A 13382-nucleotide genomic window follows, 5' to 3' on the forward strand; every position below is an offset into this window, starting at 1 on the left:
ATTTTTTTATTCTAGAAGTAAGCTTACTTAAAAAGTTGCTGCCAAATATTTCTGACCTGTTCTACCTGATCGGCTACCAGCTCTCTTGGCACACATCGACCGTGCTGATTTAAGCTATTTAAGTGATAACGCTCACGAAGTGTGCAGTAACATTCTGTCAATATAGATTGTTGCTCTGAGCTAATCACACCGTGTAGCGCAGCACTTTCTAGAATACGAATATTATCTGGAAATTGCGTGAGTTCATGACAATGCTTAGCATGATTTAACACCAAAAACTGAGCGATAAACTCAATGTCTGTCATACCGCCATGACCTTGTTTCAAATCAAATGCTTGTTTACTGTCTTTAGAAAGATGCGCGCGCATCTTTTCGCGCATTTTGACCACATCATCTTTCAATTGAGCTTCATCCCTTGCTGTACATAAAATATTTTTACGGATCTCTGCAAAACGCTCGACTAACTCTGTCTCACCATAAATCATTCTCGCGCGGGTCAAAGCTTGATGTTCCCATGTCCACGCTTGTGATTGCTGATAATGATTAAAGCTTTCAATATTAATCGCCAATAAGCCAGAGTTGCCCTCAGGGCGAAGCCTTGTATCAAGCTCATATAAAATACCTGACGCTGTACGAGTATTAAATAAGTGCATCAAACGTTGAGCTAGTTTTAGATAAAACTGTCGTGAGGAAATCTGTTTATTGCCAACAGTGCTGCTATCACCTTGTTGATTATGCACAAATACTAAATCGAGATCCGAGTCATACCCAAGCTCTACCCCACCGGCTTTTCCATAAGCGATGACAGCAAAGCCTTTACTAATCTCATCACACCCCTTAGGCTCTCCGTAACGACTTACCATTTGCTGCCAAGCCAGATTCACAGACTGCAAAACAATGGCTTCAGCAAGCGCAGTTAGATGATCGCTTACTTTCATGATACTTAAAACACCTGTCGCATCAGCTGCTGCAATACGTAATTGATGAGTTTGCTTGAACTGCCTTAGTGCTTCCATTTGTAATTCAAGATCATCTTGCTCAATACGTAAAAAGTACTGTCTAATTTCGGTCTGATACTCACTCAGTGGCAAGGGTTTATAAAGCGCTGCTGGGTCAATGAGTTCATCAAGCAATATTGGGTATTTAGCAATATGCTCAGCTATCCATTTGCTATGACCACACAGTAATACTAGCTGTTTAAGCGCCCCTTGGTTTTCAAACAACAACTCTAGATAAGTCGTTCGAGTGGCTATCATCTCAACAATATTTAGCACTCGTTGCAGTAACTCAGCTGTACTTTCTTGCTGTGCTAGAGCATGTAATAAAGCAGGCATTAATTTGTCGAGAATATCTCGCCCTCTTGTCCCAACTTGTCTTTTATTGAGCTTTGCGTCGAATTCAACAAGCACACTTTGCCATTGAGCTAACTTCGCATTATCTAAAACCCCTTCTAGCTGTAAACAATCTCTTTGAAGCCACGCGTAACTAAAGCTATCGTCTAGATTTGCTTGTTCTTGTGGTTCATCTCCCACCACCAAAGCAAACTCTTGCCTAACCGACTCCATTACTTGATTAATCTCTGGTAGAGCAGACTCAAAATCTATCTGATTCAACAGATAAGCGAGTCTTGATTTATCTAATTCGATGTCTGGCAATGTTTGTGTTTGTTGGTCGTCGAATGCCTGCAGGTATTGCTCAACTCTGCGAAGAAATAAGTAGTGACTCTTTAAACTAAGGCTGACTTCACTCGGCAAAATATCAAGCTGAGTTAATTCTGAAATAGCAGCCAATATAGAGGGGGTTTGCAAACCAACATCTCGACCTCCGCGGATCATCTGAAGTGCTTGGACTATGAACTCAACTTCACGAATACCACCCGCTCCGAGTTTAATGTTATTTACTAACCCTTTCCTTCGTACTTCTTGCGCGATGAGATGCTTCATTTTTCTTAGCGACTCAATCACTGAGAAGTCGATATAACGGCGATAAACAAAAGGCTTTAGCAGTTGTTTAAATTCATCCCAGTAAATCGTCTCGACGCCCAGAGGCCTAGCCTTAAGCATCGCATATCTCTCCCACTCACGGCCTTGGTCTTGGTAATAATCCTCCATAGCTGCAAAGCTCATCACCAAAGGTCCACTTTCGCCGAATGGTCGAAGCCGCATATCTACTCTGAATACCTGACCGTCTGCAGTCACTTGGTTTAATGCACTGATAAGCTTTTGTGCAACCTTGGTATAAAAAACCTGAGATTCAAAACTGCGCCTACCACCTTGCGTAGGTATGTTTCTTGGGTAAGTAAAAATTAGGTCAATATCTGATGAAAAGTTGAGTTCTCCACCACCGAGTTTGCCCATTCCTAATACCAACATAGGCAAAGGCATCCCATGTTCATCTAAAGGCGTGCCACATTGCTTTGTTGTTTGCGCAAACGCCCATTCATTAGCAGCCCCAATTAAAGCCTCTGAAAGATTAGAAATATATCTAATACTATCTTCAATTGGGTTTTGATGAACCAAATCTAACCACATCACTTTTAGCCAATATTGTTGACGATATAAGCGTAGCTGGCTAAAACACGCAATATCACTGAGCTCAGTCAGATCACCTTGAAGAGGTTCTGGAACGTGGCGGCAATCTATGTCGAGTTGTTGTAACCACGCCCCTAATTCAGGGCGCTTTTCTAAAATTCGAAATGCAAAATCACTTAGACTAATCAATTGCCCAAGCTGCTCATCATAGGGCTGTGTGCCATATAATTGCTGCCAACGTTGCTCAGCTAATTGCAAAAGTGAAAGTGGAAAACCGACCTGATGCATAAAAAATCTCCAAAGCTAGGTAGCTCAATGAGTTGGGAGTCGTTATAGTTAATCTATTAAAACCATAACATTACACGTTATATGTCATATTTGTCTTTACTCGATATCAATATTTTTGCCATTTTAATTTGTTTTATATTAGCGAGCCTGATCGTTATAGGTCATCGCTTGCTCATGCAATATAAAGCTAAAAAAGCCCTCGAATCTGAAATAGCCAAACGTGATAACTTTGCATTTGGCATTAACTACGCCTGCCAAATAGGGATCATCGCAATTACAGCTGCTTATGTTTTTCCTGATGTTTACGAGCATTTAACTAATGGACACTTTACTTTGGCTGTTCTTACCGTAGTGATCTCATTCAGTTTTATTTTGCTGGGCCAATATATTCACCGCAAATGGATTTTAAATCGCTTTAATGAAGAAAAAGCCATTATGAAGCAAAACATCTGTGCAGCCTTAGTTGATTCAGGCATGTTACTTGGCAATACCATTCTCGTTCTTGGTATTTTTCATTGGCTTCACCCACAAGGTGTCAGTGATTTATTAGTGGCAACTATGAGCTTTATTGTTTTACAAATCGTATTCGCTATTGATAGCAAATTAAGAGAAATGCGTTTTGCTAAAGCGAATCAAGGGGCTTCATTACAACAAAACTTTAACCTTGCTAATACCTCAATTGGTATACGCTATGCGGGTAAGACTGTTGGGTTATCTTTGGCACTATTTGCTGGATTACAAAGTGCGCCATACCATGGGGCCACCATCGTTGAGAATATCAATAGTGTGTTAGTTCACTGCGGAATAATGTGGGCTTTGTTATATTTAATGAGTTTTTCTCTTATTCACTTTGCTCTACCAAAAGTGAACGTTGGGCTAGAAGTTGATCACCAAGATAACATTGGCGTTGCTTGTATAGAATTTGCGGTTTTTACCGCTATGGGCTATTTACTTATTAATCTCTTTTCAGTTTAGCGCTTTCAAATGCTAACTGAAGCAAGGTGAAGGTATGGCGACTTGTTTTGAAAATTTTCTACTCATTGATAGCAACTCAGAGTTCAGTAGAGACTTTGTGACCTATCAGAATCAGCAATTCCCTAACAAGCCTCAACATCTTATTGTTGCGGGTGAAAACACTCGTCATCTTGTAAAAATGATGTTCGACAATCTAATTAAAGATTATTGCTACTGTGATTTCGCCAATGAAATAAGTGTGACTGAGCTTGCCGCTTATTTACAAGAACATCACCAAATCGCAGGTATCATTATTCACGATTTAGACTTTCATCTTGCAAATGACGAACAAAGAGTCATCTTTAACTCTCTTCACCCAGTTAGATATTTGGTAGAGATAACTCCTGAAGGTTACAACTACAGCCAAATTGCTGATACTTTTCAGGATAACCATATGTCTTGCGACAGTTCTCACTTAAATGAAGCAGACAAATCACTCGAAGCGTCTCTGTGTAAATTAGAGAATGACTAGACGTCATTCGCGCTTAGCCTTACTATTGCAGCATCTTTGTTTTTAAGTCTATTCACTATGCGTGTTCCTCATATTTTTCAACCCTCTGAGTTAAACCTTAACACGCCAGTTCAGCTATCTGATGATGCTGCTGGTCATATTGGTCGAGTGCTAAGAATGCAAGTTGGTGATCAAGTGTCTTTGTTTAACGGTGAGGGTGGTGAATACCTATGCGAGCTTGTTGAAGTCGGCAAAAAATCTGTCACAGCAACCCCAATTGAATTTATAGAAGCTGATGTTGAATCACCTCTAAAAATTCATCTTGGTCAGGGGATCTCTCGTGGTGATAAGATGGATTTCACTATTCAAAAATCGGTAGAGTTAGGCATTACTGAAATTACACCTCTGTTTACGACCCGTTGTGGCGTAAAACTGACCGGTGAACGTCTTGCTAAAAAACACCAGCAATGGCAAAAAATCGCCATTGCCGCTGCAGAGCAGTCTGGCCGTAACTTTGTAACTAAAGTTCACCCTCCCGTACAGTTGTCACAATGGCTATCACAGCAAAGCGATGAACTGAAACTTACCCTTCATCCACGAGCTGAGCACAGTATAAAAACATTGCCAACGCCTAAAAATGGTGTGCGCTTTGTTGTCGGTCCTGAAGGTGGCTTTACCGATGAAGAAATGACAACAACCTCAGAGCAAGGCTTTGTCGATGTTCGCCTAGGCCCACGAGTACTTCGCACAGAGACAGCCGCTCTAACAGTATTAAGTGCACTGCAATTGCAATTTGGTGATTTAGCACTTTAAAAGTGCTTTTCTACCCCCATATTGATTAAAACATTCAAATAACTAGGTAAACATTATGGCAATTAAACTCGGTATCATTAGCGATCCAATCAGTGGTTTCAATATTAAAAAAGACACTGGCTTTGCCATGATGCTCAGTGCTCAAAAACGCGGCTATGAACTTTACTACATGGAAATGGACGACTTGTTTTTATATCAAGGTCAAGCTCGTGCGACCGCAGCTAGAGCGACCGTGTTTGACGACGTAGATAACTGGTATGCACTTGAAGATAAGCAGGATATTGCGCTGAGTGACCTAGATGTGATCTTAATGAGAAAAGATCCACCATTTGATACTGAATATATCTATGCAACTTATATTCTTGAGCGCGCTGAAGACGCTGGCACTTTAGTCGTTAACAAGCCTCAGAGTTTACGCGATGCAAACGAAAAGCTATTCACTGCATGGTTTAGTGAGCATACGCCTGATACGCTTGTCACGCGCTCTCAAGCACAAATTCGCGAGTTTTTAACTAAACATGGCGACATCATACTAAAGCCTCTTGATGGCATGGGTGGTGCATCGATTTTCAGAGTAAAGCAGGATGACCCAAACATTGGCGTAATCTGTGAAACTTTAACTGAACATGGCAGCCGCTTCGCAATGGCACAGCAATATATTCCTGAAATCAAGCAAGGCGATAAACGTGTGCTTGTGGTGAATGGAGAAGTTATCCCCTATTGCTTAGCCCGTATTCCTCAAGGCGGTGAAACACGTGGAAACCTAGCCGCTGGTGGTCGTGGTGAAGCCCGTCCAATCAGTGAGGATGATTTAAAAGTCGCGCAAGCTGTTGCCCCTACCCTAAAAGAAAAAGGGCTCATTTTTGTTGGCTTAGACATCATTGGTAACAAACTAACTGAAATCAATGTCACAGCGCCAACCTGTGTAAAAGAAATAGAAGCAGCGTTTGATATTTCAATTATGGATAAACTCTATGAGGCGATCGAAGAAAAACTCGCCCATAATAAGTAAATTATTGGGGTAGTCATTACCCCTCCTTCCAACCTGAGGCCATCGATATGCAATCATCATTAGAAAATCATTTCTTAATCGCAATGCCAAGTTTGCAAGACCCTTACTTTAAGCAAAGTGTGACGTATATTTGTGAGCATAATGAAGAAGGGGCAATGGGGCTGGTGATTAACCATCCTGTCAATGTCACCGTCGGTGAGCTACTCGACAAGATAGATATTGAAAATAACAAGATGAGTGAAGCGTCTAAACGTCATGTATTTGCAGGCGGTCCTGTGCATACTGATAGAGGGTTTGTGCTTCATACGCCAAAATATGGCTATTCGTCGAGTCAAGAGCTTAGTTCAGAGATTATGATAACGACCTCTAAAGATGTGCTTGCCAGCCTAACTTATGATGACAGCCCTAGTGAATTTATTATTACCCTTGGCTATGCGGGTTGGGAGCAAGGTCAGTTAGAAAGAGAGTTATCAGAAAATAGCTGGTTGGTTATCAAAGCCGATCCTGCAATTATATTTAACACACCCGTAGAACAAAGATGGCAAAAGGCCGTTGAAATGCTTGGCTTCGATGTGTCGAAATTAGCGACTATCGCTGGCCACGCCTAATACAGAAAATAATTCATGTCAGATAAAAAAGAAAAAACACCCATTGGCCAACGAACAGTCATGGGCTTTGATTTTGGTACTAAAAGTATTGGCATTGCTGTTGGTCAAGAGATCACGGGCACAGCCAATAGTGTTGGTGCCGTAAAAGCGCGAGATGGTATTCCTAACTGGGATGAAATAGGTAACCATATCTCAGACTGGAAGCCCGATTTATTAGTCGTTGGACTGCCGTTAAATATGGATGGGACGAATCAACAAGTTACGTTCCAAGCAAAGAAGTTCGCTAATCGTCTGCATAACAACTTTAAGTTACAAGTTGAAACTCAGGATGAGCGGCTCACAACAACTGACGCGAAAGCGCGTTTATTCGAACAAGGCGGTTATCGAAACTTAGGCAAGAGTAACGTTGATGGTATGTCTGCGGTCATCATTCTAGAAAGCTTTTTCGAATCGCTGTGGGACTAATTCTTACCTAGTTGGTAACTGATTTAAAACCTCATATTTTGACAGATCAGGAATAAAGCCTGCTTGCGTGTAGGCTTTTATGATCATTCCCCGATCCCGCAGTATTTCAAGCCCAACTTGAAGCGCTTTAAAGGCTTCTTTGCCATAAGGATGTGATTTAGATACAACCAGATGTCTACTGCCATCGAGTAGAACAACTAAACTTGGATGAGCAACTAGCTTTATTCCCTCTAAATTGAATTCATTTTTTAAACTAGGCATCAGTGGCATTAGCATAAAATCAGCCCACATCATGCTCACCATACGTGCTTGTGATACCCATTCATGCTCTACAAATAACTTTTGTAATGGCAGATTATGTAGTGTTTCCCAATCTGTCCGCCAACGTGGTGTACTTACTGACGTATAATCTTTTAATTGTTGGTAGCTTTGCAGTCGCTGCATTTTTTTATTGTCTGGAGCGAAAAATACACCTGCATAATATTCTCCGCGCTTGATAAGGGCTTTACTGACATAAACAGAGTTAGACATGGCTTTAGCATCTTCTAACCAATAACTATCCATGCTAAGTAACAGCTTTCCTCGTTCTAAGAGTTTGGTATTTCTAAAGTTGACATTGCCGGTTTGATATTCAAATTGTTTTGTAAAGCCGCCCAGAACGAGTGCCTGCTGGGCCAGAATCATATCAACAACATCTCGACGAATATAATTGCCTGAAAAGTCTGTGATTTCAGACACATTACGTCCGTTTAGAAAGCGTTTGTAATCGATGTAAACATCATCTCTAACATATATCTGTATTTTGTCAGTACCTACTGCGTTGACTGCGTGACAAAACAACACAGCCAACAAAGGCAAAACAAAATATAAACTTCTCAGATACTTATTACTTTGAGTCCAACCCATCAACAGTCACACCTTGTAAGAAACCTGCGCCTTGCTGCTCATTGTTTTGCAGCTTTATCATTAAGCGTAGATCATTTGGCGAGTCTGCGTAGTGAAGTGCGTCTGCATAATTAATACGACGTTGTTTATACAGTTCAAACAATGCCTGATCAAATGTTTGCATACCCATTTCTTTCGATTTCGCCATAGTTTCTTTAATTGAACCTATGTCTCCTTTTTTAACCAGCTCAGCAACCATAGGCGAATTAAGTAAGATTTCTATCGCTGCTTCACGACCCTCTCCCTTCGCTGAAGGTACCAATTGCTGAGCGACAATTGCACGTAGGTTCAACGCCAAATCATATTTAAGTTTATCATGTTTCTCTTTTGGAACCAGATGCATAATACGATCTATCGCTTGGTTAGCATTATTTGCGTGAAGTGTTGCCACACATAGGTGGCCAGTTTCGGCGAAACTTAATGCATATTCCATGGTTTCTTGGGAGCGAATTTCACCTATCAAAATGACATCAGGCGCTTGTCGCAAAGAGCTTTTTAACGCCGCTTCAAAACTCTCTGTATCAATACCTACTTCACGCTGTGTGATGATGCTCTTTTTGTGCTCGTGCACAAATTCAATTGGATCTTCAATGGTTAGAATGTGGCCACGCTGATTACGGTTACGATAACCCAGCAATGCTGCCAATGAGGTTGATTTACCAGTGCCTGTACCACCTACAAACAGCACTAACCCACGTTTGGACATGATCACATCCGTTAAAACTGAAGGTAGACCTAAATCGTTTACATCGGGGATTTTCGTCACAATTCGGCGCAGCACCATGCCCGCACAATCTCTTTGCCAAAACGCAGAAACACGGAAACGCCCTTCATCAGTAGCAATCGCGAAATTACATTCTTTTTCGCGATAAAACTCTTCTTTTTGCCTTTCATTCATCGCTGACTCAACAAGCTCAAGCGAGGCTTCTGCTGTTAAACGTTCTTCACTTAAAGGGGTTAATTCGCCATCAATTTTGGCACTAACAGCTAAACCCGCAGATACAAATAAATCTGAAGCTTGTCTATCAACCATCACCTGTAAGAATTGATTTAGTAGCATTTAAGTCACTCCTACATGTTTGGACCAAATTGTGCTTTATCATGCGCTTTAGTTTGCGCATCTTGCGCCGTTATAAGACCACGGTTAACTAGATTTTTTAAACATTGATCCATAGTTTGCATGCCATGCATGGCACCGGTTTGAATAGCCGAGTACATCTGTGCAATTTTATCTTCACGGATAAGGTTTCTGATTGCCGGAATACCAAGCATAATTTCGTGCGCTGCCACACGACCACCACCCACCTTTTTTACCAGTGTTTGAGAAATAACCGCTTGCAGTGACTCTGACAACATTGAACGCACCATGTCTTTTTCTTCGCCAGGGAAAACATCAATGATACGGTCAATGGTTTTTGGTGCCGATGTAGTGTGCAAAGTTCCAAACACTAAATGGCCAGTTTCAGCTGCGGTCATGGCTAGACGAATAGTTTCTAAATCTCGTAATTCACCCACTAAGATTACATCCGGATCTTCACGCAGCGCAGAACGCAGAGCCGCTTTGAAGCTATGTGTATCTCTATGAACTTCCCGTTGGTTAATTAAACTGAGTTTGTTCTGATGCACAAATTCTATTGGATCTTCGATGGTTAGGATATGGTGATGCTTGCTATTATTTATATAGTCCACCATGGCCGCTAAGGTCGTCGATTTACCTGAACCTGTTGGGCCGGTGACCAACACTAATCCTCTAGGGTTATCGGAGATATCTCTAAATATATCCGGGGCACCTAAATCATCTAACGACAGTACTTTTGATGGAATAGTACGAAACACCGCTGCAGGGCCGCGGCTTGTATTAAACGCGTTGACACGAAAACGCGCTAAATTAGGCACTTCGAATGAAAAATCCACCTCTAAATTTTGCTCATAGTCCTTTCGCTGGTTATCATTCATAATATCGTAAACAAGACTATTTACGTCTTTCGATTCTAACGCGGGAATATTTACACGACGCACATCGCCGTCAACCCGTATCATCGGTGAAACCCCCGACGATAAATGTAAATCCGAGGCTTTATGTTGAACACTAAAGGCCAATAATTCAGTAATATCCATGTATGACTCCAAACGAGCTGAAATATAATATGGTTACAATAGCAGAACGTCTGAGCTGCGCCTACGATCGCGTGATAAAAGCAGAACAAAACAGTCCATTTTCCGATACAGTGCAATTACTAGCCGTGTCAAAAACCAAACCTATCGAGCTTATTGAAGATGCTTATGACGCAGGACAACGTCAGTTTGGTGAATCTTACGTACAAGAAGCCGTTGATAAAATTCAGCAATTAAAAGATAAAAAAGACATTGAGTGGCATTTTATTGGCCCTATTCAATCAAATAAATCTCGCCATATAGCTGAGCACTTTAGCTGGGTGCAAAGTGTAGACCGTTTAAAAATTGCAAAACGCCTAAACGAACAACGACCGAATAACCTCATGCCATTGAACATCCTGATCCAAGTAAATATCAGTGAAGACGAAAATAAGTCGGGTTGTCAGCTATCAGAGCTTGATGAATTGGCTTCGTTTATTGCAGATGCACGACAATTAAACCTGCGTGGTTTAATGACCATCACTGAAAAAACTGATGATGAACAGAAACAGTTACAATATTTCCAGCAAATGCGAGCTTGCTTTGATAAACTAAAGCACCAATATCCTCAAGTAGATACCCTTTCTATGGGCATGAGTCAGGACTTAGAGCCGGCCATCACTGCAGGGGCGAACATGGTGCGTATTGGCACCGACATTTTTGGAAAAAGACAATAAGGTAAGCACAAACTATGTCAAATAAAACCATCGCGTTTATCGGAACAGGTAACATGAGCTATGCCATCATTGGTGGTATGGTAAAAAATGGCTTCGATGCGAACAGCATTATTGCCACCAACCGTAATCCAGAAAAACTAGCAAAAGTTGAAGCTGACTTAGGTGTGAATGCCACATCAGATAACCTTGCTGCAGTTAAGCAAGCCGATATTATCGTACTTTCTGTTAAACCACAGATGATGGCGGAACTTTGCCAAACATTCCAAGACGCTGGTATAGAGATGAGTAGCAAACTATTCATCTCAGTTGCAGCGGGCATTACGGTTAAACGCTTGCGCGAAATGCTGGGTTTTGATGCAAAACTGGTACGCTGTATGCCAAATACACCTAGCTTATTGGGCAAAGGCGTCAGTGGCTTATTCAGCGATGCAATTAGCGATGAAGAAAAATCCATTGTCACTGACATGTTCAGCGCGACAGGTATTGCTCTGTGGCTAGAACAAGAGTCGCAAATTAACGACATCATTGCCGTAACCGGCTCATCGCCTGCGTATTTCTTCCTATTTATGCAATCTATTGCTGAAAAAGCCGTAAATCTTGGCTTTAGCCATGAACAAGCTCGATTACTGGTACAGCAAACTGCGTTAGGTGCGGCTGAAATGGCATTTGCCAATGATGATATTTCTCTCGAACAACTGCGCGCCAATGTCACATCAAAAGGTGGTACAACACACGCGGCTGTTGAATACTTAAAATCACAAAACTTACAAACTACCGTTGCCGACGCTATGGACGCCTGTATCGCTCGCGCTGAAGAAATGGAACAACAGATTTAGGAGACAGCCATGACTGCTATGCAATTTTTAATTGGTATTGTATTCGACCTTTTTTTAATGGTCGTGTTACTGCGTTTTTGGCTACAGTTAGTTCGGGCTGACTTTTACAATCCATTAAGTCAAACCGTCGTTAAAGCCACCTCTTTTGCGGTTAACCCTCTACGCAAAATCATTCCAGGTGTAGGAGGCTTAGACCTCGCATCTTTAATACTTGCCTTTTTAGTTGGCTTCGCCAAAGTGTCTATACTCATGGTGATGTTTTATGGTGGCTGGGAGCCAGTTGGTGCCGCACTAGGTAGTCTAGTAACGGTTATCACAGAGTCTTTCAATCTAATACTATTTATCTTAATTGTTAGGGCTTTATTAAGCTGGGTAGCACAAGGTTATAATCCAATTGCTGCAGTATTTGAGCAACTAAGTGAGCCTATGCTCAGACCACTGCGTAAAGTAATACCTCCTATTGGCGGTTTTGACCTATCAATTCTGGTTGCGATTATTGCTTTACAGTTTTTAAAGCGTTTACTGCTTGTTGATATCCTCGGGTAATTAGGAGTATTTATGCGAATTTTGATTGCTTTCATCCTAACTTTAAGTAGCTTTATTGCCTCTGCTAATTCAGTGCAAGGTGGGCAATATAAAGAGCTTGGCCCATGGCAAGTGCACTACATAGCTTTCCCTTCAACGTTTATTCAACCTGGTATTGCCAAAGCCTATGGGCTTGAGCGTAGTAATTATAAAGGCGTGATTAATATCTCAGTGCTTGCTAATAAGAAAGGCACGCCTGCTCAAAAAGCCAAACTCACAGGTGAAGCAAAGAACCTTCTTGGCACTAAACAAGTGCTGGAATTTAAAGAAGTAGTTGATGGTGATGCCATTTACTATCTTGCCCAAGTTGATTTTCGTAATGAAGAGATTTACCGCTTTAAGATCAACATTAATCAAGGCAACAACTTCCAAGTTTTAAACTTTCAACAGAAATTCTACGTGGACTAATTAACTGATGAGTCAACAAATCGTTCTTGCCACAGGCAACCAAGGTAAAGTGAAAGAGCTGGGCGCAATGCTTAATGAGTTAAACATTGAAGTATTGCCACAAAGCCAGTTTGACGTGCCTGACGTGCCAGAAACGGGCACTACCTTCATCGAAAATGCCATTATTAAAGCGCGTCACGCTGCTAAAATTACCGGCCTGCCTGCCATCGCTGATGACTCAGGTTTAGAAGTCGATGCTTTAAACGGCGCACCGGGCGTGTACTCAGCACGCTTTGCCGGTGAAAACGCAAACGACCAAGATAACATTGATAAGTTACTGGTTGAGATGCAAGATAAAGTAGTACGTTCAGCACGCTTCTGGTGTGTGCTAGTTTATATGCGTCATGCTGATGACCCTACGCCACTCGTTTGCCAAGCAAGCTGGGAAGGGAGTATCACAGAAGATCAACAAGGCCGTGAAGGCTTTGGTTATGATCCGGTGTTTTATGTAGCAAGCGAAGGATGCACGTCTGCACAATTAACGAAGGAGCAAAAAAATGCCCTGAGCCATCGCGGTCAGGCACTTCAGCAACTTGTTGCTAAATTAAAAGGCTAA

General features: G+C 41.6%; 15 protein-coding genes. 11 read left to right on the forward strand and 4 right to left on the reverse strand.

The genetic code is table 11. The features are described 5' to 3' along the window. Positions 1-23: 23 nt before the first annotated feature. Complete coding sequence (gene glnE / locus PP2015_RS12405) at positions 24-2819, reverse strand: bifunctional [glutamate--ammonia ligase]-adenylyl-L-tyrosine phosphorylase/[glutamate--ammonia-ligase] adenylyltransferase (RefSeq protein ID WP_058030642.1); 2796 nt, start codon at positions 2817-2819, stop codon at positions 24-26. Between the two features lie 81 nt (positions 2820-2900). Between glnE and PP2015_RS12410 the strand changes: the two genes are divergently transcribed. The 6 genes from PP2015_RS12410 to ruvX are packed head-to-tail and all read left to right on the forward strand — an operon-like array spanning position 2901 to position 7182. Beyond that, positions 2901-3794 (forward strand): DUF350 domain-containing protein, encoded by an 894-nt coding sequence (locus PP2015_RS12410; protein ID WP_058030643.1) that lies wholly within the window; start codon positions 2901-2903, stop codon positions 3792-3794. 34 nt (positions 3795-3828) lie between these two features. After that, a complete protein-coding gene (locus tag PP2015_RS12415; protein ID WP_058030644.1) occupies positions 3829-4305 on the forward strand; it encodes a hypothetical protein in 477 nt (158 codons plus the stop codon). Between the two features lie 57 nt (positions 4306-4362). Next, positions 4363-5097 (forward strand): 16S rRNA (uracil(1498)-N(3))-methyltransferase, encoded by a 735-nt coding sequence (gene rsmE / locus PP2015_RS12420; RefSeq protein WP_058030645.1) that lies wholly within the window; start codon positions 4363-4365, stop codon positions 5095-5097. Positions 5098-5152: 55 nt separating this feature from the next. Continuing rightward, positions 5153-6109, forward strand: a complete 957-nt coding sequence (gshB, locus tag PP2015_RS12425; RefSeq protein WP_058030646.1) for a glutathione synthase — start codon at positions 5153-5155, stop codon at positions 6107-6109. A gap of 47 nt (positions 6110-6156) precedes the next feature. Then, complete coding sequence (locus tag PP2015_RS12430) at positions 6157-6717, forward strand: YqgE/AlgH family protein (protein ID WP_058030647.1); 561 nt, start codon at positions 6157-6159, stop codon at positions 6715-6717. A gap of 15 nt (positions 6718-6732) precedes the next feature. Next, positions 6733-7182: a Holliday junction resolvase RuvX gene (gene ruvX, locus PP2015_RS12435; RefSeq protein WP_058030648.1), complete on the forward strand. Its 450-nt coding sequence runs from the start codon at positions 6733-6735 to the stop codon at positions 7180-7182. Between the two features lie 3 nt (positions 7183-7185). On the opposite strand, the gene PP2015_RS12440 is transcribed toward ruvX, so the two are convergent. The 3 genes from PP2015_RS12440 to PP2015_RS12450 are packed head-to-tail and all read right to left on the reverse strand — an operon-like array spanning position 7186 to position 10245. Next, on the reverse strand, positions 7186-8088 hold the full coding sequence (locus tag PP2015_RS12440; RefSeq protein ID WP_058030649.1) for a hypothetical protein: 903 nt from the start codon (positions 8086-8088) through the stop codon (positions 7186-7188). Further along, positions 8069-9187, reverse strand: a complete 1119-nt coding sequence (locus tag PP2015_RS12445) for a PilT/PilU family type 4a pilus ATPase (RefSeq protein WP_058030650.1) — start codon at positions 9185-9187, stop codon at positions 8069-8071. Before PP2015_RS12445 ends, PP2015_RS12440 begins: the two co-directional genes overlap by 20 nt. An 11-nt stretch (positions 9188-9198) precedes the next feature. Next, entirely contained in the window at positions 9199-10245 is a 1047-nt protein-coding gene (locus PP2015_RS12450; protein WP_058030651.1) for a type IV pilus twitching motility protein PilT, read from the reverse strand. A 2-nt stretch (positions 10246-10247) separates the two neighbouring features. Here PP2015_RS12450 and PP2015_RS12455 point away from each other — a divergent pair, with 2 nt between their 5' ends. The 5 genes from PP2015_RS12455 to PP2015_RS12475 are packed head-to-tail and all read left to right on the forward strand — an operon-like array spanning position 10248 to position 13382. Continuing rightward, positions 10248-10958: a YggS family pyridoxal phosphate-dependent enzyme gene (locus PP2015_RS12455; protein ID WP_058030652.1), complete on the forward strand. Its 711-nt coding sequence runs from the start codon at positions 10248-10250 to the stop codon at positions 10956-10958. A gap of 14 nt (positions 10959-10972) precedes the next feature. Continuing rightward, positions 10973-11794, forward strand: coding sequence for a pyrroline-5-carboxylate reductase (gene proC / locus PP2015_RS12460; protein WP_058030653.1), 822 nt, complete (start codon positions 10973-10975; stop codon positions 11792-11794). Between the two features lie 9 nt (positions 11795-11803). Next, positions 11804-12340, forward strand: coding sequence for a YggT family protein (locus tag PP2015_RS12465; protein WP_058030654.1), 537 nt, complete (start codon positions 11804-11806; stop codon positions 12338-12340). Positions 12341-12352: 12 nt separating this feature from the next. Then, a complete protein-coding gene (locus PP2015_RS12470) occupies positions 12353-12787 on the forward strand; it encodes a DUF4426 domain-containing protein (RefSeq protein WP_058030655.1) in 435 nt (144 codons plus the stop codon). A 7-nt stretch (positions 12788-12794) separates the two neighbouring features. After that, a complete protein-coding gene (locus tag PP2015_RS12475; protein WP_058030656.1) occupies positions 12795-13382 on the forward strand; it encodes an XTP/dITP diphosphatase in 588 nt (195 codons plus the stop codon).

The sequence above is a fragment of the Pseudoalteromonas phenolica genome, assembly GCF_001444405.1.
GTDB lineage: Bacteria > Pseudomonadota > Gammaproteobacteria > Enterobacterales > Alteromonadaceae > Pseudoalteromonas > Pseudoalteromonas phenolica.